Origin of the sequence: Pannonibacter carbonis, from assembly GCF_003012935.1 — a bacterium.
Taxonomy (GTDB): domain Bacteria; phylum Pseudomonadota; class Alphaproteobacteria; order Rhizobiales; family Stappiaceae; genus Pannonibacter; species Pannonibacter carbonis.
In genome coordinates this window covers 15,455-38,191 of record NZ_PUDR01000023.1, presented here as the reverse complement: position 1 = coordinate 38,191, position 22,737 = coordinate 15,455, and the positions used below count along the sequence as shown (strand labels likewise).

Annotated in this window: 23 protein-coding genes; 8 read left to right on the top strand and 15 right to left on the bottom strand. The window is 64.0% G+C overall.

Annotated elements, in window-relative coordinates:
* The first annotated feature begins 28 nt into the window (after positions 1 to 28).
* Both C8348_RS21080 and C8348_RS21075 read left to right on the top strand, forming a co-directional pair.
* Positions 29 to 205, top strand: a complete 177-nt coding sequence (locus C8348_RS21080) for a hypothetical protein (protein ID WP_157950498.1) — start codon at positions 29 to 31, stop codon at positions 203 to 205.
* Positions 206 to 1,201: 996 nt separating this feature from the next.
* Entirely contained in the window at positions 1,202 to 1,453 is a 252-nt protein-coding gene (locus C8348_RS21075; protein ID WP_106755280.1) for a DUF6455 family protein, read from the top strand.
* A gap of 17 nt (positions 1,454 to 1,470) precedes the next feature.
* Here the strand turns inward: C8348_RS21075 and C8348_RS21070 are convergent, their stop codons facing one another.
* Positions 1,471 to 1,773, bottom strand: coding sequence for a phosphatidylglycerophosphatase (locus tag C8348_RS21070; protein ID WP_106755279.1), 303 nt, complete (start codon positions 1,771 to 1,773; stop codon positions 1,471 to 1,473).
* 427 nt (positions 1,774 to 2,200) lie between these two features.
* On the opposite strand from C8348_RS21070, the gene C8348_RS21065 reads away from it, so the two are divergent.
* Positions 2,201 to 2,428, top strand: a complete 228-nt coding sequence (locus C8348_RS21065) for a hypothetical protein (RefSeq protein ID WP_106755278.1) — start codon at positions 2,201 to 2,203, stop codon at positions 2,426 to 2,428.
* 194 nt (positions 2,429 to 2,622) lie between these two features.
* Positions 2,623 to 2,916 (top strand): YjhX family toxin, encoded by a 294-nt coding sequence (locus tag C8348_RS21060; protein ID WP_106755277.1) that lies wholly within the window; start codon positions 2,623 to 2,625, stop codon positions 2,914 to 2,916.
* 196 nt (positions 2,917 to 3,112) lie between these two features.
* Here the strand turns inward: C8348_RS21060 and mdoH are convergent, their stop codons facing one another.
* The 6 genes from mdoH to gatC all read right to left on the bottom strand — a co-directional run bounded on the left by mdoH (position 3,113) and on the right by gatC (position 10,026).
* A complete protein-coding gene (mdoH, locus tag C8348_RS21055; RefSeq protein ID WP_106755276.1) occupies positions 3,113 to 4,891 on the bottom strand; it encodes a glucans biosynthesis glucosyltransferase MdoH in 1,779 nt (592 codons plus the stop codon).
* Between the two features lies 1 nt (position 4,892).
* Positions 4,893 to 5,237 (bottom strand): hypothetical protein, encoded by a 345-nt coding sequence (locus C8348_RS21050; RefSeq protein ID WP_106755275.1) that lies wholly within the window; start codon positions 5,235 to 5,237, stop codon positions 4,893 to 4,895.
* A 32-nt stretch (positions 5,238 to 5,269) separates the two neighbouring features.
* Positions 5,270 to 6,829 (bottom strand): OpgD/OpgG family glucan biosynthesis protein, encoded by a 1,560-nt coding sequence (locus C8348_RS21045; protein ID WP_106755295.1) that lies wholly within the window; start codon positions 6,827 to 6,829, stop codon positions 5,270 to 5,272.
* A 290-nt stretch (positions 6,830 to 7,119) separates the two neighbouring features.
* The gene (locus tag C8348_RS21040; RefSeq protein WP_106755274.1) at positions 7,120 to 8,217 is read right to left on the bottom strand and encodes an NAD(P)/FAD-dependent oxidoreductase; all 1,098 of its coding nucleotides are present in this window, start codon (positions 8,215 to 8,217) and stop codon (positions 7,120 to 7,122) included.
* 30 nt (positions 8,218 to 8,247) lie between these two features.
* A complete protein-coding gene (gene gatA, locus C8348_RS21035) occupies positions 8,248 to 9,720 on the bottom strand; it encodes an Asp-tRNA(Asn)/Glu-tRNA(Gln) amidotransferase subunit GatA (RefSeq protein WP_106755273.1) in 1,473 nt (490 codons plus the stop codon).
* Between the two features lie 18 nt (positions 9,721 to 9,738).
* A complete protein-coding gene (gene gatC / locus C8348_RS21030) occupies positions 9,739 to 10,026 on the bottom strand; it encodes an Asp-tRNA(Asn)/Glu-tRNA(Gln) amidotransferase subunit GatC (protein WP_106755294.1) in 288 nt (95 codons plus the stop codon).
* Positions 10,027 to 10,173: 147 nt separating this feature from the next.
* Between gatC and C8348_RS21025 the strand changes: the two genes are divergently transcribed.
* The 4 genes from C8348_RS21025 (at position 10,174) to C8348_RS21010 (ending at position 14,007) form a co-directional block, all read left to right on the top strand.
* Entirely contained in the window at positions 10,174 to 10,818 is a 645-nt protein-coding gene (locus tag C8348_RS21025; RefSeq protein ID WP_157950497.1) for a TetR family transcriptional regulator, read from the top strand.
* Positions 10,819 to 10,951: 133 nt separating this feature from the next.
* Positions 10,952 to 11,833, top strand: coding sequence for an FkbM family methyltransferase (locus tag C8348_RS21020; RefSeq protein WP_157950496.1), 882 nt, complete (start codon positions 10,952 to 10,954; stop codon positions 11,831 to 11,833).
* Between the two features lie 265 nt (positions 11,834 to 12,098).
* Positions 12,099 to 12,425, top strand: coding sequence for a helix-turn-helix domain-containing protein (locus tag C8348_RS21015; protein WP_106755270.1), 327 nt, complete (start codon positions 12,099 to 12,101; stop codon positions 12,423 to 12,425).
* A gap of 91 nt (positions 12,426 to 12,516) precedes the next feature.
* On the top strand, positions 12,517 to 14,007 hold the full coding sequence (locus C8348_RS21010) for a hypothetical protein (protein ID WP_106755269.1): 1,491 nt from the start codon (positions 12,517 to 12,519) through the stop codon (positions 14,005 to 14,007).
* Between the two features lie 63 nt (positions 14,008 to 14,070).
* On the opposite strand, the gene C8348_RS21005 is transcribed toward C8348_RS21010, so the two are convergent.
* The 8 genes from C8348_RS21005 to C8348_RS20970 form a co-directional block, all read right to left on the bottom strand.
* On the bottom strand, positions 14,071 to 14,445 hold the full coding sequence (locus C8348_RS21005; RefSeq protein WP_198647176.1) for a c-type cytochrome: 375 nt from the start codon (positions 14,443 to 14,445) through the stop codon (positions 14,071 to 14,073).
* A 118-nt stretch (positions 14,446 to 14,563) separates the two neighbouring features.
* Entirely contained in the window at positions 14,564 to 14,923 is a 360-nt protein-coding gene (locus C8348_RS21000) for a DUF5368 domain-containing protein (protein WP_106755268.1), read from the bottom strand.
* A gap of 12 nt (positions 14,924 to 14,935) precedes the next feature.
* Positions 14,936 to 16,267, bottom strand: a complete 1,332-nt coding sequence (locus C8348_RS20995) for an NAD(P)/FAD-dependent oxidoreductase (protein ID WP_198647175.1) — start codon at positions 16,265 to 16,267, stop codon at positions 14,936 to 14,938.
* 389 nt (positions 16,268 to 16,656) lie between these two features.
* Positions 16,657 to 17,883, bottom strand: coding sequence for a M24 family metallopeptidase (locus tag C8348_RS20990; RefSeq protein WP_198647174.1), 1,227 nt, complete (start codon positions 17,881 to 17,883; stop codon positions 16,657 to 16,659).
* 297 nt (positions 17,884 to 18,180) lie between these two features.
* Positions 18,181 to 19,035, bottom strand: a complete 855-nt coding sequence (locus C8348_RS20985) for an ABC transporter permease (RefSeq protein ID WP_106755267.1) — start codon at positions 19,033 to 19,035, stop codon at positions 18,181 to 18,183.
* A gap of 10 nt (positions 19,036 to 19,045) precedes the next feature.
* On the bottom strand, positions 19,046 to 20,314 hold the full coding sequence (locus tag C8348_RS20980) for an ABC transporter permease (protein WP_244294089.1): 1,269 nt from the start codon (positions 20,312 to 20,314) through the stop codon (positions 19,046 to 19,048).
* A 60-nt stretch (positions 20,315 to 20,374) separates the two neighbouring features.
* Positions 20,375 to 21,475: an extracellular solute-binding protein gene (locus C8348_RS20975; RefSeq protein ID WP_106755266.1), complete on the bottom strand. Its 1,101-nt coding sequence runs from the start codon at positions 21,473 to 21,475 to the stop codon at positions 20,375 to 20,377.
* Positions 21,476 to 21,557: 82 nt separating this feature from the next.
* On the bottom strand, positions 21,558 to 22,652 hold the full coding sequence (locus C8348_RS20970; RefSeq protein ID WP_106755265.1) for an ABC transporter ATP-binding protein: 1,095 nt from the start codon (positions 22,650 to 22,652) through the stop codon (positions 21,558 to 21,560).
* Positions 22,653 to 22,737: the final 85 nt, after the last annotated feature.

Below are 22,737 nucleotides of genomic sequence, written 5' to 3'. Positions count from 1 at the left end.
GCCCGGCACCTGCCCGGCGGGATTTCCGTTGGCCGGCGTCACCACGGCTGCAGCTGCTGCGGCAGTGGGGCCGGACGAAGGCGGCGCGGTGGTGGCTGCTCCACCTGTTGCAGCCCCTGGAACGGCAGTTGTCCCTGTTGCTGCAAGCGGCGCAGCATTTGCAGGCGAAGCCATGGCCGGGCCGGATGACAGGTTCGCCGGCTGAGCCGCGACCTGGCCAGAAAGTAGGCCGGGCGCTTGGCCGGCAGGTTGGCCGGACGCTTGGCCAGAGACTGGGCCAGAGACTGGGCCCGGTGTCAGGCCGGGCGATTGGCTCTGGGCCGTTGCCGGAGATGCCGGGCCAGGCAGCGGCGCTTGCGCGCCGAATGTTGGGGCCGATGGCGAGAGCGCAGCAACCGATGCGGGACCCGACAAGGACGCCGAGGCTCCGGGCTTTACGATGCTGGTGGACACAGGGTCGGAGGCAAGGGCGGCAAGGGCGCTCGACAGGCTCTGGCGGGCCACCACGGTCGCCTGCGGCGCTGCCCCAGCCGGCGCGGCAGAAGCTTGAAGGGAAGCCGCCGACGCTGGCGCTAATGCTGGGCCCGAACCGGCAGTCCGCCCGCCCACGCTGCCGGCCAGAGCGTCGCCCGGCAGGCCGGACGGCTGTCCGCCGGCAGCAAGACCTGTGGCATTTGCCAGACCTGGTGTGGGGGGCAGAGTGGCTGCACTGGCAAGAGCAGCAGCGCCGCCGCGCGGAAGGGCGGACGCGTCGACACTGATCTTCAGCTTCAATTCGGGCGCGGCCTGCTCGATCTCGATCCGCACCGGGGTGCCGGGCGCAAGCCGCGTGTCACTGGCAACGTCAACCGTCCCGCCCGGTATCGCCAGGCGCAGCGCCCCCCCGGGCCCGGCTTGCGAACCGTCCGGCGGCAAGGCCTGCAGCACCCGGCCACTGACCACGCTTCCCTTGGGCAGGGCCGCCAGCGCTGACGCAGCAGCTGACGCGGTGGCAACCGCTTGGGAGGCTGTCGTACCAGATGCCGGCGATGTCACGTCCGCTGCCACGATTTGCCCCTGTAAAAAGTAATCGAGTTAGACGACCACGCTTGCTGATTGTTGTCTTGGGCTTGATCAGCGTCAAGGAAGCGTTGCGGCAGCCCCTGCAGAGTGACCCATCTTGTAATTCCGCACTCTCGTCACTTTTCAAGGAGAAGCGCGCATGAGCTGGATGGACCGGCTGAACGAACGTGCTGAACTGATGGGCCGCATGATGCGGACAATCGGAGCGGGCCAAGGCGCCCATGGCATCATGGGCGCGTCAGAGATGCGCCTTGCAGCATCCAGGTGCATCGGATGTGACCGGTCACAGGACTGCAGGCACTGGCTGGACGCGCATCAGGACGGTGCGGACACGGCACCCGACTTGTGCCCGAACCAGGATCTGTTCAGGACCTGGAAGACCCGCGGCTGAGGACCATGCCTCGGTTCTCACCTGCGCGGCTTGATGGCCCGGCGCAGGCTGAAGACGATGGCTGCGGCAACCCCTGCCCCGATGAAGCGGAACGGAAACGCCGCCAGCGCCCCCACCTCCGGGGCCAGTTGCGGCGCGCCGGACAGGCGCAGGGCGGTGTCAAACACCAGCGAGATAAAGGCCGCGCCAAAGGCCGCGACGCCGATCTTGACCCTTGCATCGGCATACCAGCCGAGCGCGCCGCCGATCAGCAAGGCGACAGGATTGAGCAGGCCAGCCAGCCCGATGAGGCTTGCCCAGGTGTCAGGCGATCCGGACATGTTGTTCCTTGTTCGATCAATCATCACCGCCCGGACGCTGCTCGATCCGGCAGCAACGGCAGTGATTGCAGGCGAAAGCCGCGTGCGGCGACAGGGTTGGCATGCAGTAGCATGGGTCTTGCGCAATCATGGCGAACTGTTTCCACGCGTGCAAGCGCTGCACCCCGGCATTCAATGCGGCATGATACCGCCTCCACAGGCAAACCGAGGATATCAGCTGAAAACGCAGCCTTGGGCTGTGAACGATGATCCAGAACGCGGGACACAAAGTCACGCATTGGCCCTCAGTTGTCCCAAAGCCCCTGATGTGTCAAGGTCTTGGCGGCCAAGCGTCTGGCCGCTCGCGACAGCTGCAACTTGGCGGAGACCGACGAATGGACAAGGCGGACCAGCGGCATGGCGCGACAGGCTGGAGCAATATCCGGCCGTGACCAGAACCCTCGCCGATCTCCTCGATGCGGGTCATCGCCTTGGCGTCACCTGTGCCGCCTGCCATCGCTTCCGCTATCTGCGCGAAACGAGGCTCGATGAAACCCTGACCCTGTCGGCGTTGTCCGCCGGACTGCGCTGCGCCACCTGCGGCAGCAACGAGATCACGCTGACGGAAGTCGCGCGCGATCCGGCGAACGGGAAATGGCCGGCAGAGCGGAGCTGAAGCGCCCCTCCCCCTGTTGCAGGGCCAGACGGCCTGTGGCATAGGAACAGCGTTCGCTTATGGAGTTTTTATGCGCGGAACGTCCGAGGCCCGCTGAGGCCCGGTCACCAGGATCGGGCCCCCATAACGCCGACGCAAGTCTGCGATAGCGGCCTTGCGTCCATCTGACCGACGCATAGAGATCCCGACATTCAATGGACATTTCAAAACCGGAACAGCGGGTGCTGCACCTGCTGGCGCAGGGCGGCCATATCCTCATCGACCGCGATGAGACAGGGCGCCTGTCGAACACCTGTGTTGTCACCCGCGAAGGGTGGCACTGGAACGGCTGCCCGGTGCCGCTGTTCCAGAAACTGAAACGCCGCCGCCTGATCGCCTCGCGCAATGGCGGCCCCTACCGGATCACCGGCCTCGGACTGGTGCGCGTCCGCAGCCAGCTGACAACCGCTAGGCAAACAGGCAAGGCCGGAGCAATGCTCCGGCCTTGAGCTTGATGACAAACCTCGACTTCTCCGCAGTCATCCCGGCCAAGCGTAGCGCCGAGCCGGGACCGGAGAGTCGAGGCATCGATGTTTCAATAAGTGAATATCGGAGAGACCTAGGCTCTCCGGTCCCGGATCTCCGCTTCGCTGCGTCCGGGATGACGAAGGCAGGCGTTTTAGCCGTCAGAGGCCGCAGCGGTTCTCAAGCGGCCTTGGCGGTTTCCTCAGGTGCGCGCTCGACCTCGCCGAGCTGGCGGCGCATTTCGAGGATGACCTCGTCCGGCTGCAGCTCGTAAGGGGTCAGGAACAGGCCCATGGCGCGGAAGGCACGGCCAACGGCGACGGACGAGGTGAAGAATACCAAGAGCGGCGCGATGATCAGCGGCACGGCAATCGGCATCAGCCAGTATTGCAGGTCCGGCGTGTACTCGATGGCAAAGCCCAGGGCCGCCATGCCGCCTGCGCTCATCCACCAGGTGGCCTTGAAGCTGGAGCCGAAGGACAGCGAGCCATCGGCCCGGTCAGCCGCCGGCCAGCCGGAATCCCCGCCGAACATGATCTGCATCACCGACCGGCTCTGGAACATCATGTGGATCGGCGCCAGCAGCGAGGTGATGACCAGCTCAAGGACGGCGCTCAGCGTCACCATGACCGGACCGCCGAAATATTTCGCCTCCCCCCGGATCAGCGCCCGGACGAGCAGGATCGCCTTGGGCAGGATCAGGAGAGCGACGACACCGAAGAGCAGCGCCAGCGCCGTGGTGGTTTCCGGATGCGGGAACACCGGGAACGGCGACCGCGCATCGAAATAGACCGGTGGCGGCGCGAAATGGGGCGCGGCGAGCGAGGCGACGATGAAGGCGAGCCAGATCGGCGAGGACAGATAGGCGAAGATGCCCTGGACGATGGAGATCCGGCTCCACATCCTAAAGCGCGGCGCCGTGATCAGCCGGGCATGCTGCAAATTGCCCTGGCACCAGCGCCGGTCGCGCTTGGCATAGGCGACCACATTGGCCGGGGCTTCCTCAAAGGAATGGCCGAGATCAGGATCGACACGAACGGTCCAGTTGTCGCGCGCCAGCAGCGCTGCCTCGACCGTGTCATGGCTGAGAATATGCCCGCCAAAGGGCGGCTTGCCCGACAGGGAGGCCATGCCACAGGACTCGGCGAAGGCGCGGACGCGGATGAGCGCGTTGTGGCCCCAGAACGGGCCTTCCGTGCCCTGGAGGGCAGCAACGCCGCGTGTGAAGACGGGCGAGTAGAACGCAGCGGAGAACTGCAGCACACGGCCGAACAGGGTGTTGAGGCCGATCACCTGCGGCAGCGACTGCAGCAGACCGAGCTTCGGATCGGCCTCCATCCGGCGCACCATTTCAATGATCGTGTCGCCGCGCATCAGGCTGTCGGCGTCAAGCACGAGCATGAACTCGTAGGCCCCGCCAGAGGTGCGGATGAAATCGGCGATATTGCCGGCCTTGCGGCCAATGTTCTGGGTGCGGTTGCGGTAATAGAGCCGGCCGCCGGCCTTGAGCTGGATCAGCGCGGCGCGATAGGCCTCCTCCTCCGCCGCGACGCTGGCAGCGCGCGTGCTGTCGGACAGGACATGGAAGTCGAAGAGGTCGCCGTAGCCGGCCTGCTCGATCGAGCGGTACATGGCCGCGATCCGGGCAAAGACGGGACCGGTGTCTTCGTTGTAGACCGGAACGAGGATGGCGGTGCGCTGGGTCGGGCGGCCGTTGAGCGTTGCGACCGGCGGCGGATTGAACAGCACGCCAAGAATGGCGGTACAGGCGCCCCAGGCAAGCCAGAAGGCTGTCAGCACGATGAGGCTGACGCGCAGGATATCGACCCAGTCAAAGCCATCGGACTGGACCACGGTGCCAAACATGGAAGCGGCGGCAACCGTCATGGTCGCCGCCAGCACGATGGCACCGATCCGCCGGACGGCGACCGCGAAGCGGCCCTCCCCGGTTCCGATCATGTCAGCCTCCGACAGACGAGCGCGGACCGATCAGCCCGCGCAGGAAAGCCCGGAAGCTCGACACGGACAGATCCATCCGCCCCTGCAGGTCATGCTCCGGCATGGCAAGGCCGACGCGCGGCTGCGGCAGCGGTGCACAGGCAGCAACCTCGGCGATCAGGGCCGCATCGCCGCCCGACAGGAGGTCCTCGACAGACCCGGCCACCCCGATGTGGACCATGGCCGAGGCCAGGGCGCCCATCAGCGTCGCATCGTCGAGGTCAGGCCGGCCGAACCGCTCCCGCACCAGCGCAATGCTCGCAGTCAGCGGATCGGCGGGCGATGCAACACAGGCCATATCGTCCATCAGAGCCTCCTGGTCTCTCAGAACAACTGCACTCATACCGTTTGGTTCCATTGATACATCCAGGTCTCGGTCACCGGCTTGCCGTTGAGGGCCAGAGACAAGGTCATTTCGGAGGGACGGCCGGCATCTTCGCGCAACAGGTCGAAGATATAGCGCCAGGCTCCATTTTCAATTTGCTGCAGGACGGGGTTCTGCACGCTGGCATTCTGCACCCAAAGGCGCGGCTCCAGCGCCGCATCCGAGCCAACGCCGGTCAGCGGCCCGCCCTTGAACTCGACCACGAACTTGCGCAAGGCCTTGTCATAGTCGGAGGCGGCCGTGCCGCCGTGTCCGGCGCGCGTATGCAGCACCTGCGCCAGGTCCGTTCCCGGCTCAGGCTCGCGGCCCCAGTACATGCGATAGCGGAACCGGTACTCCGAGCCGGCTTCGGCGCGGGTGTCCGGGATCCAGAAGGCGACGATGTTGTCGTGGATTTCCTTCTGCGAAGGGATTTCCGCCAACATGATGTGGCCGCGTCCCCAATCATCCAGCGGCTCGATCCAGAGCGAGGGACGGCGCTCGTAATGCGCCTCCATGTCCTGGTAGCTGGCGAAATCACGATCCCGTTGCAACATGCCAAAACCCTTGGGGTTTTCTGCCGTGAAGAAGGACAGGGCCAGGTTGCGCGGATTGACCAGAGGGCGCCACTGGCGCTCGCCGGACTGCTGCAGGATCAGGAGACCGTCGCTGTCGTGCACCTCGGGGCGATAGTCATCGAAGCCGAGTTTGTCGTTCTCGCCGTAGAGATACATCGAGGTCAGCGGCGCGATGCCAAGGCGCTCGACGCTGTCGCGCAGGAAAATGCGTGCGTCGACCTCGACCTCGGTGTTGATGCCCGGCGTCACGCGGAAGGAATAGACGCCGGTGACGCGCTCGCTCTCCATCTCGGCATAGATGCGGATGACATTCTGGCCGGGTTGGGGACGCTCGATGAAGAAGCGGGAGAAGCGCGGGAACTCCTCGGGGCGACCGGCCGCCGTATCGATGGCAAGGCCCCGCGCGGACAGGCCGTAGACGGAGCCCTTGCCCAAAGCACGGAAGTAGCTTGAGCCGAGGAAGGCAATCAGCTCGTCGCGGTAATCGGGACGATTGACCGGATAGTGCATGCGGAACCCGGCAACGCCCGGCAGATCGACGCCCTCATAGTCGGCAGCGACCAGCGGCTCACGGTATTCGAAGTCCGCGCCGGTGAAATGCATCTCGCGCAGCACCGGGCCGTCGATCTCGAAGATCTGCACCGGCTTGGTGTAGAGCCCGCCCGGATGGAAGGCCTGCACCTCATAGCCGAGATCGTCATTGCGCCAGATCGCCCGATCTGACCGGAAGCGGATGGCGCGGTGCTGGTCATAGTCAAGCTGAGCGAACTGGTCGGGAAGGCCGATCACAATCTCCTGATGCCCCTGCCGCGCGGATTGCCGCATCCGCTCGACCATGTCGTCGAAGGAAAAGGCCGGGGCTGCAGAAGGCGCTGCCGGTGGCTGTTGCGCCTTCGCCGAACCGGCAAGAAGCGGCATGGCACCCGACAGGGCGCCCAGACACAGGGAGCTGCTCACAAGAAACTTGCGTCGGTCGATCACGTTGTCTGCCCGAAGGAGGTGGTACACCAGCGATGTTGGGAGGCCTTGCGCGTTCTTTCGACTGCACGGCTATGCGGCAATAATATGAGGGACTTAGGCCTCTCGTCCATCGAAATGCTGCAACGCGGCACGTCGAGCCTCATTATTTTTGTCGCATGATGACAATCATGCCATCAACCCGTTAACAAGCCGCCTCATCGCAACTTGATCCTGTTTGCTTAGGCGGCAATTGAGGCAGGAATTCGGGGACAAAAGATGCGCGTTGGTTAAACTTCGTTAATCCGGGCAACACCTTCATTCGCCAGCGCCAGCGCCGAGGTCAGCCCGGGCGACTCAATGCCCATCATGACAACAAGCCCGCAATGCCCGTGCACGCTCGGACCATCGATGCGGAAATCCGCAGGCGGGTCATGCGGCCCTCCAAGCTTTGGCCGGATACCGGCGTAGTCCGGCAGGAGCGCGTCATCCGGCAGGGCTGGCCAATAGCGCCGGATCGAGGCGGCAAAGCGGGCGGCCCGCTCCGGATCGACCCGGTAGTCCTCCGTCTCGATCCACTCCACATCCGGACCGAACTTGGCCTGGCCGCCCAGATCCAGCGTCAGATGGATGCCGAGGCCACCGGGTTCGGGAACCGGATAGATCAGACGGGAGAATGGCGCCCGGCCTGACAGGCGGAAGTAGCTGCCTTTCGCAAGGCCGAAACGGGGCTGAGGGTAGCCGGCCAGGCCCGCCACAAGCGGCGCTGTGCCGAGGCCTGCTGACAAGACAAGACGACGGCAGTTCAGACGGTAGCCGCCCTCCCCGGCGATCTCGACTGCATAGCCGCCGGATATCGGCTCAACAGCGGTGACAGCAGTGTTGAGCACGACCTGGCCACCGGCGGCCTCCAGATCCCCCTGCAGCGCCAGCATCAGGCCATGGCTGTCGATGATGCCGGTCGAGGGGGAATGCAGCGCCGCGACGCAATCGAGTTCCGGCTCAAGCGCCAACGCCGCCTGGCGGTCAAGCCGTTGCAGATCGGTGACGCCATTCGCCGCAGCGGCCTGGGCAATCGCCTGAAGTCGCTCCGCCTGGGCCGCATCCGCCGCGACGATCAGCTTGCCAATGCGGCGATGGCCAACACCGCGCTCGGCGGCATAGGCGTAGAGCAGGTCGCGGCCTGAAACGCAGAGCCGCGCTTTCAGGCTGTCCTTCGGGTAGTAGATCCCCGCGTGGATGACCTCGGAATTGCGGGCGCTGGTTTCCGAGCCGATGAGGCCATGGCGCTCCAGCACCATCACCTCATCTCCCGAAAGCGCCAGAGCCCGGGCAACCGCAAGTCCGACAACCCCGGCACCAATGACGACAGTCTCAATATCGATCATGGACCGGGATCTCGCCTTCCAGCCGTCCTGTTACCACCAGCGGCTGGCGGTGAAGCGGCCGGCAGCCTTCTCGATCACCTCGGCGACCTGGAACAGCGTCTCCTCGTCAAAGGGACGCCCGATCAGCTGCAGGCCGAGCGGAAGACCGGAGGCCGACAGGCCAGCGGGAACCGACAGGCCCGGCAGGCCGGCCATGTTCACCGTCACCGTGAAGATGTCGTTGAGGTACATGGCGACCGGATCGGTGATCTCGCCCGGCGCAAAGGCCGCGTCCGGGGTTGCCGGCGTCAGGATCGCATCGACGCCCGCTTCGAAGGCAAGGTCGAAGTCGCGCTTGATCAGGGTGCGGACCTTCTGGGCCTTGAGGTAGTAGGCGTCGTAATACCCTGCCGACAACACGTAGGTGCCGATGAGAATGCGGCGCTGCACTTCCTGCCCAAAGCCGGCAGCGCGGGTGTTCTCGTACATGTCGACGATGTCATTGCCCGGCACGCGCAGGCCGTAGCGAACGCCGTCGTAACGGGCGAGGTTCGAGGACGCCTCGGCCGGGGCAACGATGTAATAGGCAGGCAGCGCGTATTTGGTGTGCGGCAGCGAGATGTTGACGATCTCGGCGCCGGCGTCCTTCAGCCAGGCAATGCCCTGCTGCCACAACGCCTCGATCTCGGCCGGCATGCCATCAACACGGTATTCGGCCGGAATGCCGATGCGCAGGCCCTTCACGGACTTGCCGAGCGCGGCTTCGTAGTCCGGCACCGGCAGGTCAACCGAGGTAGTGTCCTTGGCATCGACGGAGGCCATGGACTTCAGGAGGATGGCGCAGTCGCGCACCGTCTTGGCGATCGGGCCGGCCTGGTCGAGCGACGAGGCGAAGGCGACAACGCCCCAGCGCGAGCAGCGGCCGTAGGTCGGCTTGATGCCGACGGTGCCGGTCAGCGCGGCCGGCTGGCGGATCGAACCACCGGTGTCGGTGGCGGTGGCCCCAAGGCAGAGGCTGGCGGCAACAGCGGCAGCCGAGCCACCCGAGGAGCCGCCGGGAACCAGCGCCTGGTCAGACCCGGTCTTGCGCCACGGGTTGACCACGTTGCCATAGTAGGACGTCTCGTTCGACGAGCCCATGGCGAATTCGTCCATGTTCAGCTTGCCGAGCATGACGGCGCCATCGGCCCACAGGTTGGAGGTGACGGTCGATTCGTACTCGGGCTTGAAGCCGTCGAGGATGTGGCTGCAGGCCTGGGTGTGCACGCCCTTGGTGGCGAACAGATCCTTGATGCCCAGCGGCAGACCTTCGAGTGCGCCGCCCTCGCCCTTGGCAAGGCGCGCGTCGGAGGCCATGGCCATGTCGCGGGCCTGGTCGCCGGTCACTGCCACATAGGCGTTGATCTTCGGATTGGCGGCCTCGATGGCGCCGAGGAAAGCCTCGGTCAGCTCGGCCGAGGAAAAGGACTTAGCCTTGAGGCCGTCGCGGGCCTCGGCGAGGGTCAGGTTGGTCAGATCGGTCATGGTTCGGTCCTCGCCCGCTTATTCGACAACTTTCGGGACAACGAAGAAGTTGTCCTCGGTGACCGGCGCGTTGGCGACGACCTTGTCCGGATAGCCGCCATCGGTGACGCCATCCGCGCGCTTCTTCATGGTCTGGGCGACGACAGAGGTCAGCGGCTCGACGCCGTCGATGTTGACCTCATCCAGCTGCTCGACGAAGCCGAGGATGGCGTTGAGTTCGCCGGTCATGCGGGCAGCACTCGCCTCGTCGACCTTGATGCGCGCCAGACGCGCCACCCGCTTCACTGTCTGAATGTCTACGGACATGACAAGTTCCTGAAATTTGAGCCGTTTCCAGCCGGGATCCATGGCATCGCGACAATGCCTTGGCGCTGTTATTGGCGGCCTTCCGGGCAAAACACAAGCGGCCGCACAGGGTTGCGCGGCGGCAGAACCCTATTTACGGTATCAGGCATGACCGTAATCGAGACAGAACCCGCCCGGGGACGGCCCCGCCAGAGCGCATTGACCGCCCGCATCGTGACCGCAACACTCGAGGAGCTGGCGAGCCTTGGCCCGGACAGGGCCTCGCTGGCGCGGATTGCCCGGGCCGCCGGCACCAGCCAGCAGGCGCTCGCCCGGCGTTGGGGCGTAAAGTCCGCTGTGCTGGCCGGCGCGCTGGACGCAGCCCTGGCCGCCCTTCCCGGCGCCTCGGTGCTGCGGGGCAGCGGCCATGGCGCCACGGCCGAGGACCTGACCCGGTGCCTGGCCACCAGCCTTGCCCCTCTGGCGGGCTCACCGCTGGGCCGGGCCTACAGCATCGCCCTGGCCGCCAGCGGTGATCATGCAGCCTTGCGGACTGTTGCCCTTGAGCACGAGGCACGGCTGCGGCTGACCCTGCGCCAGATCCTGATTGCAACGCCCTTTGAAGCCGAGATGGACGCCCGCATCGCGCTGGCGCTTGGCTTCCTGCGACTGGCTGCCGCGACGCCCGAGCGTGCGCCGGACATGGACCAGTTGCGCCGCGTCGCCGAGCTGATCCTTGGCCTGATCGCGCCGCGTGCACCGGTTGGCCCGGCCCAAGGCCAGGCGGCGCAAGACGGATTGCCCGGGCTGTGACAGGCCCGACGCCCACCGGTAAGGCTGCGCCCGCATGGGTGGGGCTGAGTTGAACCATCCGGCATTCCGGTCTAAGAGGTTGCCGCTGTCCCGCAGGGACGATCAGACCACCACGACGGATCGGACGCACCGCATGTCGCTTGAAGAGCTTTTCCGCACCTATCGCGCTCCCGCAGAGGCCCTTCGTGCTGTGGATGGCCGTTTCGTCAACTTCCTTGGCGTCTCGACCGCGGCCAGCATCCTGCCGCAGGGCCCGGCCCTGTCTGGCAAGGTCTATGACGATATCCCGCTGCATGGCGACAGCGTGTTTGCCGGCGCCGCCGAATACCAGGCGCTGCTGACCGCCATCGATGCCTGCAAGGCACAGCCGAGCCTGACCGTCGCCGAGTTCGGCGCGGGCTGGGGCCCGTGGGTGTCGGCGGCCGGCGTCGTCGGCAAGCGTCTCGGCATCAAGGACATCCGCCTGATCGCCGTCGAGGCCGACAGCGAGAAATACAAGCTGATGCAGGCGCATCTGGCCTATAACGGCCTCGCCGGTCAGGACGGGGTGAGCATCGCGACCTATGAGGGCGCGGTCTGGCACACCGACACGACGCTGAATTTCCCCAAGAACATCGTCGCCGTCGATTTCGGTGGACGCGTCAGCGAGACGAGCCACAGCACCGACTATCGTGGCATGGCCTACGAGACGACGGAAATCCGCGCCTATGCGCTGGAAAGCCTGCTGAAGGGCGAGCGGACCATCGACTACATGCATGTCGATGTGCAGGGCGCCGAATACGAGATCCTGTCCCGCGCGGGCGACCTGATGAACGAGAAGGTGAAGTACCTGTTCATCGGCACCCATTCGCGCCTGATCGACGGCCAGTTGCTGGAGCTGCTGCACAAGTGGGGCTGGGACATCCGCTTCGCCAACCCGTGCCAGTTCGTGTTCAACCGGTCGATCCCGACCATCGAGGGCATGACAGTCGCCGATGGCGAGATCTTTGCCGTCAACACCCGGCAGGCCGGCTGACGAAACCCGGCGAGCGCCCTGCCCTCACGGCAAGGTGATCAGATCCGCATGTCCCTGATTGCGGCAATTTGACGACAACGGCCGTCCTTGCCATTGCGCTGACGTCGATTCGCCCGTATGTTGAGTAATTACTATTTAGCTGCGAGGGAACATTTCCCTCGCGTCTCAACCCGCTTCGGGCGCCGCCAGTTCCCCGTGACTGCCCTCCTCCAGGGCAGCCGGTCGCGAACGGCGGGGTCCAGAGCAAACAGGAACGGATCCAGTTATGGTCAAGACCGTTGGTTCCCAGGCTCTTATCGATCAGGAGCATAATGCCGTTCAGCTGCGCAAGGCGGCTGGCGAATGGCTGAAGTCGATGCGCGAAGCGCGTGGCCTGTCGCAGACCGAACTCGCCGAACTGGTTGGCGTGGACTACTATTCCTTCGTGTCGCAGATCGAGAACGGCCGTGGCCGCATCCCGGCCGGCCGTTTTGCCAAGTGGGCCGATGCCCTCGGCATGAAGCGCAAGGAATTCGTTTACCATATCCTGCGCTACTATGAGCCGGTGGTGTTCGAGCTGCTGTTTGAAGACATCGAGCAACAGTCCGCCTGATTTTTCCGGGCACCTGCACTCCGCGCTTCGCAATCCCTTTCGGATCGGCCATAGTCTGGCTTGATCGAACCTGCAAACGGACCGCCGACGCATGTCGCTTCTGTTCTTCTCGCCCCGCTCCGCGCAGCCTGCCCCGTCCAACACGGGTGACTGGCGCCAGCAGGAGCTTGCCGAAATCTACCGCGTGTTGCACCTGCTGCAGCAGAACGGGCTCGGCGTGGACCTGGACCGGGGCGTAACGGATCGCAACGAGCCGTGGGCGGTGTTCTTCGACCCGACGGGCGACGACGTCTTCCTGCACCTCGCCCGGCTCTCCGGCGAATACATCATGGTCAGCGAGCCGCTGAACGTGAAGGTCAAGGCGCGGAATTTCCGTCAGGCGGTCGACCAGTTCGAGGCGGCGATCAGCGGCAAGCTGCAGCAGAATCGCGAGCGTCCGGGCAATGTCGTCAGCCATCCGGCAGCGCAGCTGCTGTTCTCGCTGGTTGCCGTGTTCCTTGTTGTCAAGAGCAAGGCCGCGCAGGCGCACGAAGGTGATGACGACAACAATGGCTTCAACGAGATCAGCCACAGCCAGCTTGCCAAGATTCGCGCCGTTCTCACCCGTCTGCAGGAAAGCGTCGACAATCCGGTGATGATGGCGGCCATGGTGGGCGCGATCGTCGTCACGGCCGGGCTCGTTCGCGATGACCTGAACAAGGATATCTCGGCGGACGAAGCGCATAGCGATGCGCTTGCGCTCGATCACAGCCGTGTTTCCGACAAGATCACCCTGGCCGATGCATCGGAACAGATCATCCGTGACGTCGACAGCCGGATCGTTGCAGGTGAAGAGCCTCAGCAAGCGAGCGTTTCCGGTGATGGATCGCCTAGGCATCTGGCAGACCTTCAGGTCGCCCGGCATGATACAAACATTCAGGCCGCGAAGATCCAGGATGCATCCACCGGAGAAACCGTCGCAGTCACGCAAAGCGCCCATGATGAAAACACCGCAAGCAATGTGGCAGCTTCGTCAGGCGGCAACGCGACTGGACGCCCGGCTTCCGCAGCCGAGCAGACAGTCAAGTCAAGCGGTTCGGCCAGCGGTTCTTCTTCAGACAAGGATATAGCTGACAGCGTCAGTTCGTCCGCCATCGTCCTTGTTGCAGCAGCTCAGGCCTTCCAAAGCTCTGTGCCAGCCGGACTGTCATTCGACAGCAAGGCCATGGTAGCCGTCACGATCGGGGCCGACGCGGCAGAAGTCCTGCCGATCGTCGCCACCTCGGACACTGTCAATGCGGTGACAAGCTTCGACAGTTCAGCACCGTCGACAATCCTGTCCTTGAAGGACAACAGCAGCCAGTTGCTGAACTCCCTCCCCGGCGCAGATGCAAACTCGCTCGTCCGCAGTATCGTCACCGCCTTCGAGCAGGTGAATGTCTACAGCTACGGCCCGAACTTCCTGTTCGTGGTCGACACGGATGTGGTGGTCCATGAAGGCGACCAGATTGCCTTCGTCAACACCCAGTTCGGTGACGACATCACGATCTCCTTCATTGGCACCCGTGCGGCTTTCGATGCGGCAGGCGTTTTCATCGCCTGATAGGGTCAGACGAACAACAGCTGCTGAACAGACAGGGCGCTGCGGAAATCGTGGCGCCCGTTTCTATTTCTGCCCTTGCCGCTTCAGTGCGACGAGATAGGCAACGACATCGGCCTTCTCCTGATCGAACAGGCGGAACGTCGGCATCGGGAAGTGATCCTCATCAAGGAACCGGCGGAAGTAGGCTTCGTCATGGTCCGGCAACTGGACAATGACCTCATAGGGCGGCGCGTCGAAGGCTCCCGCATCCTGGTCCATCCGCGGATGACAATCGCGGCACCAGGTTTCAATCACGGCCTCGCCGCGCAGGGCCGCGGCCTCATCGGCAGCGGCCGGCTGGTCGCCGGGCCAGACGACAAGCCCTGCGACCAGGGCAAGGCCCGTCAGGTTGGCGAGACAGGCGGTCTTCCGCAGCTTGAGCCGGATCTCAGAAATCACCCGCATCTCCTTGTGTTGCATTCACAATGGCGCACAGCGACGCAGGCTAGCGGACATATCACAGCCCGCCTTGACCGGGATCAAGACGGGCTGGTTATCGCGTGAGGATTCGCAAGCCTCAGGAAGCCTTGCCAGCGCGATTGCCGAGAAGGCCCTGCAGGACATAGGCGAGCACGGTCAGGCCGCCGGCTCCGGCGACGCCGATCAGGATCAGCGCGATCACGTCGACAGGGCCGCCGATGTCGGAGAAGCCCGAACTGGTGACGAACTGCACGAACAGGATCGCGGCAATGGCACCAATGGGGGCAAGGAGTTCGGCCCGCACCAGGCGCGAGGCAACCAGCTTGCGATCCCGGAGGACGACAAACAGGAACGCCAGCGTGACCAGGACAGCGCCAGCCACCAGAGCCCAGAACAGGCCCATCCCAAACATTTCCTCAAAGACGGCAATCATCATGCCGGGCGTCAGTTCTTTCATGATGTCTCCCCCTCAGGCGCGGCCGCGCAGCATGGCGTTATAGGTGGCCTTCAGCGCCACTTCCTTCATCAACCAGGACACCCAGAGTTCCTCCAGCGGCGCGATCACACCGGGGAAGGACGGCACGAGATTGTCCTTGTAGTCGAACTCGATCAGCATCGCCCGGCCGATCCGGGTGATCATCGGGCAGGACGTGTAGCCATCGAAGCTGGCTGTCCCCTCCTTGCCCGACAGTGCGGCGACGAGATGATCCTCGACCACCGGCACCTGCCACTTGACGCTGGCCGCCGTCTTGCCCTTCGGCACGCCGGCGATGTCACCGACGGCGAAGACCTCGGGGAACCGGACATGCCGAAGCGTGTGCTTGTCCACTTCCGCCCAACCTTGCTTCACCCAGGGCCCGTCCTGCCACGGCAGCGGGCTATTCAGCACCACATCCGGCGCACGCATCGGCGGGATGATGTTGGTAAAGTCGTAGCCGATCTCCTTGGGGCCGTCCGGCGTCTGGAAGGTGGCGATCTTCTTGCCCGGGTCGATGGCACTCATGACATGCTCGCGGCGCACCTCGATGCCCCGGTCCTCGAACAGCATGCGAAGCTTCTCGTTGACGATGGGGACAGAGAACAGCGCCTTATTGTGCGCGGCATAGACCATCTCGAGCTTGCCACGGTTGCCCTTGCGCCGGGCAATGTCGTCAGTCAGGAACGCATATTTGAGCGGCGCGCCGGCGCATTTCATTTCCGTTGCCGGACGCGAGAACAGGCCGACGCCGCCCTTCTCGGTGAAACGGCTCATCTCGGCATAGGTCATGGCGGCATAGTCAGGTCCGGCATAGACCGAGCCGATGCCGTTCTTGCCGATGAGATCCATCGACATGCCTTCGATCTGGCCATAGTCAAGCGTCAGACCGGTGGCGAGGATGAGGAAGTCATACTCCAGTTCCTTGCCGGAGGCGGTCGTCACCTTGCGGGACACCGGATCGATGTTGGCGGCCGCCTCCTCGACCAGCGTGACGCCGGAGGGCAGCCAGTCGGTCGTCGAGGTGACGGAATAGGACGCCGGCTTCAGGCCGGCGGCAATGAGCGTGAAGCCCGGCTGGTAGAGATGCTGCTTGCGGCCATCGACGATGGTGATGCTGGCGCCGCTCAGCCGGTCAACAAGACGATTGGCGAGAGCTGTCCCTGCCGCGCCAGCGCCAAGGATGACGATCCGGGCCTTGGTCTGAACGGCCGAGGCCCGGGCCTGGCTTGCCAGTGATCCCAGCGCGCCGGCACCGCCGGCGGCCATGAACACCTTCAGGAAGTTGCGCCGATCAAGGGCAAGCTTGTCCGTTTGACGGGTCATGCGAATGCCCTCCCCTGCTGGTGAATGGCTACGGTCCCGTCCCGTCGGCCTGCTGTGTCTGTCATGTCGATCCTCCTCAGTCTGACCCTGGCTCCTGCCGTCCCTCCCAAAGGAGCGTTCCTCCGCGTGCAGCGAATAGGGAGCCACCATATGTCCATAGTTGATTGTATTCGAAAATATACAATTAACAAGTCGGAGGTGAGGTGCGGCGTCAGATCCCCCGGCCAGCATGTGCCCGATTCGCATCTTTATAGTGTATTTCCTTGCGTCATCTGCGACCATACCGGGAAATGCGCACTCATCAGCCCGAAGTATGGATGGCACACCGCAACCTGCGGGGACGACTGGTCCCCGCCCGCGCAGACGCTGTCCGGGCTGACCAGTCCGACCTAGCCGACGATGTTGTGCTCGGGGCCGAAGGGAAAGCCGGTGATGTTTTCCGCTCCGGTGTCGGTGAGGATCAGAATGTCGTGTTCGCGGTAACCGCCTGCCCCGGACAGGCCTTCCGGGATCATGATCATCGGTTCCATGGATACGACCATGCCGGGCTCCAGTACCGTTTCCACATCCTCGCGCAATTCCACCGCCGCCTCGCGGCCGTAATAGTGGCTGAGTACGCCGAAGGAGTGGCCGTAGCCGAAGCTGCGGTATTGCAGCAGGTCATGGCGGCGGTAGATGTCGTTGAGCGTGGCGGCAATGTCGCAGCAGCGCGCCCCCGGCCGGATCAGTTCCAGTCCGGCGCGATGAACCTCGCAATTGATCTCCCACAGCCGCAGATGCGCGTCGGAGACGTGATTGCAGAACAGCGTCCGCTCCAGTGCCGTGTAGTAGCCGAAGATCATCGGGAAGCAGTTGAGGCTGAGAATGTCGCCGGCCTGAACCACGCGGTTGGTCACCGGATTGTGGGCGCCATCCGTGTTGATGCCGGACTGGAACCAGACCCAGGTGTCCATCAGTTCGACGAACGGGAAGGATGCGGCGATCGCCCGGACCATGGCCTGCGTGCCGGCAAGCGCCACCTCATGCTCGGGAACCCCTGCCCGCACAGCCCCGGCCACCGCCGCGCCGCCGATATCGCAGATGCGCGTGCCCTCGCGGATCAGCGCCTGTTCCTCAAGGCTCTTGATGGTGCGCATGCGCATGACGGCATCGCTGACATCGACCAGTTCCACCCCCGGCAGGGCGGCCTGAAGCTTGGCCATCAGGTCGAGGGACACGTGGTCGAACTCGATGCCGATGCGCGCCGGCTTGCGGCCCGAGGAAAACAGCGCCGCCTGCAGGGCGTGGAAGTAATTGTCCTTGTTCCAGTCGGTGTAGGTGAGCGCATCCCCCAGCACGCGCCGCCAGGGCTGCCCCCCGTCGATACCGGCAGCGATCACCGTCGCGCGGTGCTCATCGACGACAAAGCCGTAGCGGCTGCCGAAGGAGCAGTAGAGGAAGCCGGAGAAGTAGCAGATGTTGTGGTAGCTGGTAAAAACGCAGGCATCGAGCTTCAACTCCTCCATCCGCCGCCGCAGACGGTCCTGCCGGCCCTGAAGCTCGCCTGCAGAAAAGGGCGACCAGCTTTTCTCACCATTTTCAAGCACTTGCAGTCGCGGCATGTCATCGTGATGCATAATACTTCCCCTTGAGTGCGCTGGTGGGCCTATTCCCAGCCGGCCAAAACGAAAAACGGGCCGGCTTCCAGTCAAGGAAGCCGGCCCGCCAGGCCCGATATCGGTGCGATTGGTCTTGTCCGGCGTCAGGCGGAGCGCCTGGTATCCGGCCCGGAACTGGCGTACCGCCCCGGGTCCTTCTGGGAACAAGTCCGTATCGCTATGTCATTCGAACTCTAGCCCGGGTCACCCCCAGGCAAAACGCATCACCGGTTTTCTCCGCCGGAGCGGAGGGAACGGGAAGTTGCAGGATCCGTCTCAGGCCGGCGTCACGCCGCGCAGACGCTCCGAACGCCGGCGCAGCAGCTCCAGCACGGTCAAGAGCACGACTGAGAGCACCACCATGATCGAGGCGACCGCCAGGATCGTCGGGGATATCTGCTCGCGCAGGCCGATGAACATCTGCCAGGGCAGCGTCTTCTGACTGGCAGAGCCCAGGAACAGGACCACGACCACCTCATCGAAGGAGGTGATGAAGGCAAACAGCGCGCCGGAGACGACACCCGGCAGGATCAGCGGCATCTGCACCTTGAAGAAGGTGGTGATCGGCCCGGCGCCCATGCTGGCCGCCGCCCGCACCAGACTGTTGTCGAAGCCGACCAGCGTTGCCGTGACGGTGATGATGACGAAAGGCGTGCCGAGCACCGCATGGGCCATGACGACGCCCCAGTAGGTGCCCTGCAGGCCGATGCGGGAATAGAAGAAATACATGCCCGCCGCCGCGATGATCAGCGGCACGATCATCGGCGAGATCAGGATGGCCATGATCACCGAGCGGAACGGCACATGCGGCTGTGACAGGCCGATGGCCGCAAGCGTGCCAAGAACCGTGGCCAGCAGGGTCGCCGTCGGCGCGATCATGAAGGAGTTTTTGAGGGCCTTCTGCCAGTCCGGATTGGTGAAGAAGTCCACATAATGCTTGGTCGAATAGCCGGCCGGATCCAGCGCCAGCATTTCAGGCGTGAAGGTGAAGAAGTCCTGGGCGTTGAACGACAGCGGGATGATCACCAGGATCGGGAACACCAGGAAGAAGAAGATCAGCCCGCAGATGATCCGGAACGTGTAGTGCCAGGTGCGTTGCAGCGGCGAGGCATAGGAGGGCAAGGAAGACATCGGCGCGCTCCTATCCAAGCTTGACGTTATCGATGCCGACGACCTTGTCGTAGACATAGAAGAGGACGAGCACCGCGATCAGCAGCAGGGCGCCCAGCGCCGCCGCCAGACCCCAGTTGAGCGAACTGGAGATGTGATAGGCGATGCGGTTGGAGATGAAGATGCCAGACGTGCCGCCGACCAGCTCCGGCGTGATGTAGTAGCCGATGGCCAGGATGAAGACGAGCACCGCCCCTGCCCCTATGCCGGGCACCGACTGGGGGAAGTAGATCCGCCAGAAGGCCGTCCAGTCATTGGCGCCGAGCGAGCGCGCCGCGCGCATGTAGGACGGCGAGATGGTCTTCATCACGGAATAAAGCGGCAGGATCATGAAGGGCAGCAGGATATGCGTCATGGCGATGATCGTGCCGGTGGCATTGTTCATCATCACAAGGCGGTTGCCGTCACTGATCAGGCCGATCCAGACCAGCATGTCGTTGATGACACCTTGCTGTTGCAACAGGACCTTCCAGGCCGACGTGCGCACCAGGAGGCTGGTCCAGAACGGCAACAGCACCAGGATCATCAGCATGTTCGACGTGCGCATCGGCAGCTGCGCCAGAAGGAAGGCGACCGGATAGCCGATCAACGCGCAAAGCAGCGTGATCGTCAGGCTCATCATCAGCGTGCGGCCGAACAGCATCAGATAGATGCGTTCACCCTCGGGGAGCATTTCCACCCCATCCAGGGTCTGGCGGGCATCCAGGGCGGAAAGGAAGTACCCTTTGGTGGTCGTTCCGGAGTAAAGCTTCAGGGTGCGCCAGATCTGCGGGTCGGCCCAGGCACTATCAGCGGCAATAAGCTGGCCCTTGACGTCACTCCCCGAGATGGTTTCCACCGCACGGCCGGACTTGCGCATCAGGCTTGAGAAACCGGACTGTTCGTAGTTGAGGCGCGATCCAAGCCGGGTGTGCATCTTCTGCGCCACCGCCTCGCGCAGGTCTTCGACCAGGGCCGCGTAGGCCGGCTCCTCCGGCAGTTCATCGGTCTGGGGATCCCACAGTTCGAGCGCGACCACCGTCCGCGGCAAGGTCTGAGGCACAATCGAATTGTCGACCGAGCGCAACAGCATGTCGACGATCGGTGCCGCGAAGGTCAGCAGCACGAAGGCGAGCAGCGGCAGGATCAGGACAAAGGCGCGCAGTTTCTCCCGGCGCAAGGCACGGGAAAGGCTCGCCTTGAGCGGCCGGCCGTCCTGTGTCAGCACAGGGGCCTGCGCAGGCATATCAAGCTGGGTCATGAACTGTCCGGCATCGAGGAAACGGGGGCCGGGCGTGTGTCGCCCGGCCCATATTCTGGCTTACTTGGCGAGCCAGACCTGGAAGGCCGCTTCGACCTCGTCCTGGTTGTCCGCCCACCACTCGATGTTGTTCACCAGATAGTTCTTCTGGTTGGCCGGGTTGGTCGGCATGTGCGGCGCCATGTCGATGCCGAGGTCCGCATGCTTGCCGACGAGCGGCTGCGAGGATGCACGGGCCGGGCCGTAGGAAATATACTTGGCCTGGTCAGCAAGACGCTGCGTGTCGGTGGCGAACTGGATGTATTCCTTGATCAGGGGCAGCTTGTCTTCCTTCACGCCAGCCGGGATGATCCAGCCGTCGAAGTCAAACACCTGCCAGTCCCAAAGCATGGCGACCGGCTGCTTCTGCTCCTCGATGACGGAGAACAGGCGGCCGTTGTAGGTCGAGCCGATGACGGCTTCGCCGTCGGCCAGACGCTGCGGGGTTTCAGCGCCGGCCGACCACCAGATCACGTCCTTCTTGATGGTGTCGAGCTTGGCCAGCGCCTGCTGGATGCCTTCCGGCTTCGACATCACCTTGTAGAGATCGTCCTTGGCAACGCCATCGCACAGGAGCGCCCATTCGATGTTCTTCTTCGGGCGCTTTTCCAGGCTGCGCTTGCCCGGGAACTTGGCCGTATCGAAGATATCGCAGAGGCTGGTGGGCACGGCGCCGTTCCACTCCTTGACATCGGTGCGGTAGCCGAACGTGGTGGAGAAGACGATCTGAGGGATGAAACACTTGTTGATCATCGACGGGCCGAAATCGACATAGGCTTCGGTGCCATCGGGCGCCTTGGCCAGCCATTCGGCCGGATCGATTTCCATCGCCAGGCCCTCATCGCACAGGCGCTGGCTGTCCGGGCCTTCAACGTCGACGATGTCCCAGGTGACGTTGCCGGCCTCGTTCATCGCGCGCAGCTTGGCGACGGCCTCGTTGGAGGATTCGTCATTGATGATGTTGACGCCTGACTTCATCGCCATGAACGGCTTGTGGTAGGCGTTGTTCTGCGAGGCCGAGTAGGCGCCGCCCCAGGACACGATGGTCAGGTCTGCGGCCTGCACCGAGATCGACGTCAGCGACAGCGCTGCCGTGGCCAGGAGTGTGGTTGCCAGTTTCATATCTGCTCCCCTTTCGAGCGTTGGACCGGGACCGGTCATGTCGTCGCGCCGGGGATCTTGCCGCCCCCGGTCACGCATTCCATTACGCAACGGCATCCAGTGCCTTGCAATCCTTCATTTCCCAACCGATGGGAACAATCTCGCCGGCGTCCAGGCGGCGGCGGTCCGAACGGTTGCGGACCTTGACGATGAACTCGCTGTTGCCGCAGACCGTCATGCGCACGCGGATATGGTCGCCGAGATAGATCAGTTCCTCGATGCGGCCCTCGAGCATGTTGTCCATCTGCCGTTCAGGCGCGAGTTCAACCCGCTCGGGCCGGAGCGACAGGGTGGTCGCATCGCCGGCGCCCGACACATTGACCTTGTCCGCCTTCAGACGGACCCCGCCGGCCACGAGCACCTCGCAGGCGTCGTTGTCGACCGAGACCACCTGACCGCTCAGCTTGTTGTTTTCGCCTATGAACTGGGCAACAAAGGAATTCTGCGGCTCCTCGTAGAGGAGATCCGGTGTCGACAGCTGCTGGATCACGCCATCATTGAACACGGCGACCCGGTCCGACATGGTCAGGGCCTCGGTCTGGTCATGGGTGACATAGACCACCGTGACGCCGAGATTTTCGTGAATGTGCTTGATCTCGTACTGCATCTGCTCGCGCAGCTGCTTGTCCAGTGCGCCGAGCGGCTCGTCCATCAGCACCAGCTCCGGATCGAACACCAGCGCACGGGCAACGGCGACACGCTGCTGCTGCCCGCCGGAGAGCTGGGCCGGACGGCGGTTGCCGAGCTTGCCCAGCTCGACCATTTCCAGCGCCCGCTTCACCTTTTCCGCCTGGTCGGCCTTGCTCATGCCGCGCACCTGCAGCGGAAAGGCGAGGTTTTCGGCGACCGTCATGTGCGGAAACAGGGCGTAGTTCTGGAACACCATGCCGATGCCGCGCTTGTGCGGCGGCACCTTGTTGATCGGCCGGTTGTTGAGAAAGATCTCGCCATGGGTGGCCGGCTCGAACCCGGCCAGCATCATCAGGCAGGTGGTCTTGCCCGACCCCGACGGCCCCAGCATGGTGAGGAATTCACCGGGGGGAATGTCGAGATTGAGGTTCTTTACGACCAGCGTTTCTCCGTCATAGCTTTTCTGGACATTCTCGTAGCGGACCGACGCGCCCCGGTTATTTGCCATCTGTTCCCCGTCATCCTGCTTTTCCGGCTTTTGTTTTGACCTCAAGGGCCTGTGACCGGATCGCACAAATCTGATTGCCCGCTCC

Coding starts and splice junctions, on each gene's coding strand:
- gatA (WP_106755273.1), bottom strand. CDS start 9,720: ATGACCGATCTGACCAACCTGACCCTCGCCGAGGCCCGCGACGGCCTC.
- C8348_RS20970 (WP_106755265.1), bottom strand. CDS start 22,652: ATGGCAAATAACCGGGGCGCGTCGGTCCGCTACGAGAATGTCCAGAAA.
- gatC (WP_106755294.1), bottom strand. CDS start 10,026: ATGTCCGTAGACATTCAGACAGTGAAGCGGGTGGCGCGTCTGGCGCGC.
- C8348_RS21000 (WP_106755268.1), bottom strand. CDS start 14,923: ATGAAAGAACTGACGCCCGGCATGATGATTGCCGTCTTTGAGGAAATG.
- C8348_RS21010 (WP_106755269.1), top strand. CDS start 12,517: ATGTCGCTTCTGTTCTTCTCGCCCCGCTCCGCGCAGCCTGCCCCGTCC.
- C8348_RS20985 (WP_106755267.1), bottom strand. CDS start 19,035: ATGTCTTCCTTGCCCTCCTATGCCTCGCCGCTGCAACGCACCTGGCAC.
- C8348_RS21015 (WP_106755270.1), top strand. CDS start 12,099: ATGGTCAAGACCGTTGGTTCCCAGGCTCTTATCGATCAGGAGCATAAT.
- C8348_RS20995 (WP_198647175.1), bottom strand. CDS start 16,267: ATGACCCGTCAAACGGACAAGCTTGCCCTTGATCGGCGCAACTTCCTG.
- C8348_RS20975 (WP_106755266.1), bottom strand. CDS start 21,475: ATGAAACTGGCAACCACACTCCTGGCCACGGCAGCGCTGTCGCTGACG.
- C8348_RS21060 (WP_106755277.1), top strand. CDS start 2,623: ATGGACATTTCAAAACCGGAACAGCGGGTGCTGCACCTGCTGGCGCAG.
- C8348_RS21075 (WP_106755280.1), top strand. CDS start 1,202: ATGAGCTGGATGGACCGGCTGAACGAACGTGCTGAACTGATGGGCCGC.
- C8348_RS21020 (WP_157950496.1), top strand. CDS start 10,952: ATGTCGCTTGAAGAGCTTTTCCGCACCTATCGCGCTCCCGCAGAGGCC.
- C8348_RS20990 (WP_198647174.1), bottom strand. CDS start 17,883: ATGCATCACGATGACATGCCGCGACTGCAAGTGCTTGAAAATGGTGAG.
- C8348_RS21025 (WP_157950497.1), top strand. CDS start 10,174: ATGACCGTAATCGAGACAGAACCCGCCCGGGGACGGCCCCGCCAGAGC.
- C8348_RS21050 (WP_106755275.1), bottom strand. CDS start 5,237: ATGGACGATATGGCCTGTGTTGCATCGCCCGCCGATCCGCTGACTGCG.
- mdoH (WP_106755276.1), bottom strand. CDS start 4,891: ATGATCGGAACCGGGGAGGGCCGCTTCGCGGTCGCCGTCCGGCGGATC.
- C8348_RS20980 (WP_244294089.1), bottom strand. CDS start 20,314: ATGACCCAGCTTGATATGCCTGCGCAGGCCCCTGTGCTGACACAGGAC.
- C8348_RS21070 (WP_106755279.1), bottom strand. CDS start 1,773: ATGTCCGGATCGCCTGACACCTGGGCAAGCCTCATCGGGCTGGCTGGC.
- C8348_RS21040 (WP_106755274.1), bottom strand. CDS start 8,217: ATGATCGATATTGAGACTGTCGTCATTGGTGCCGGGGTTGTCGGACTT.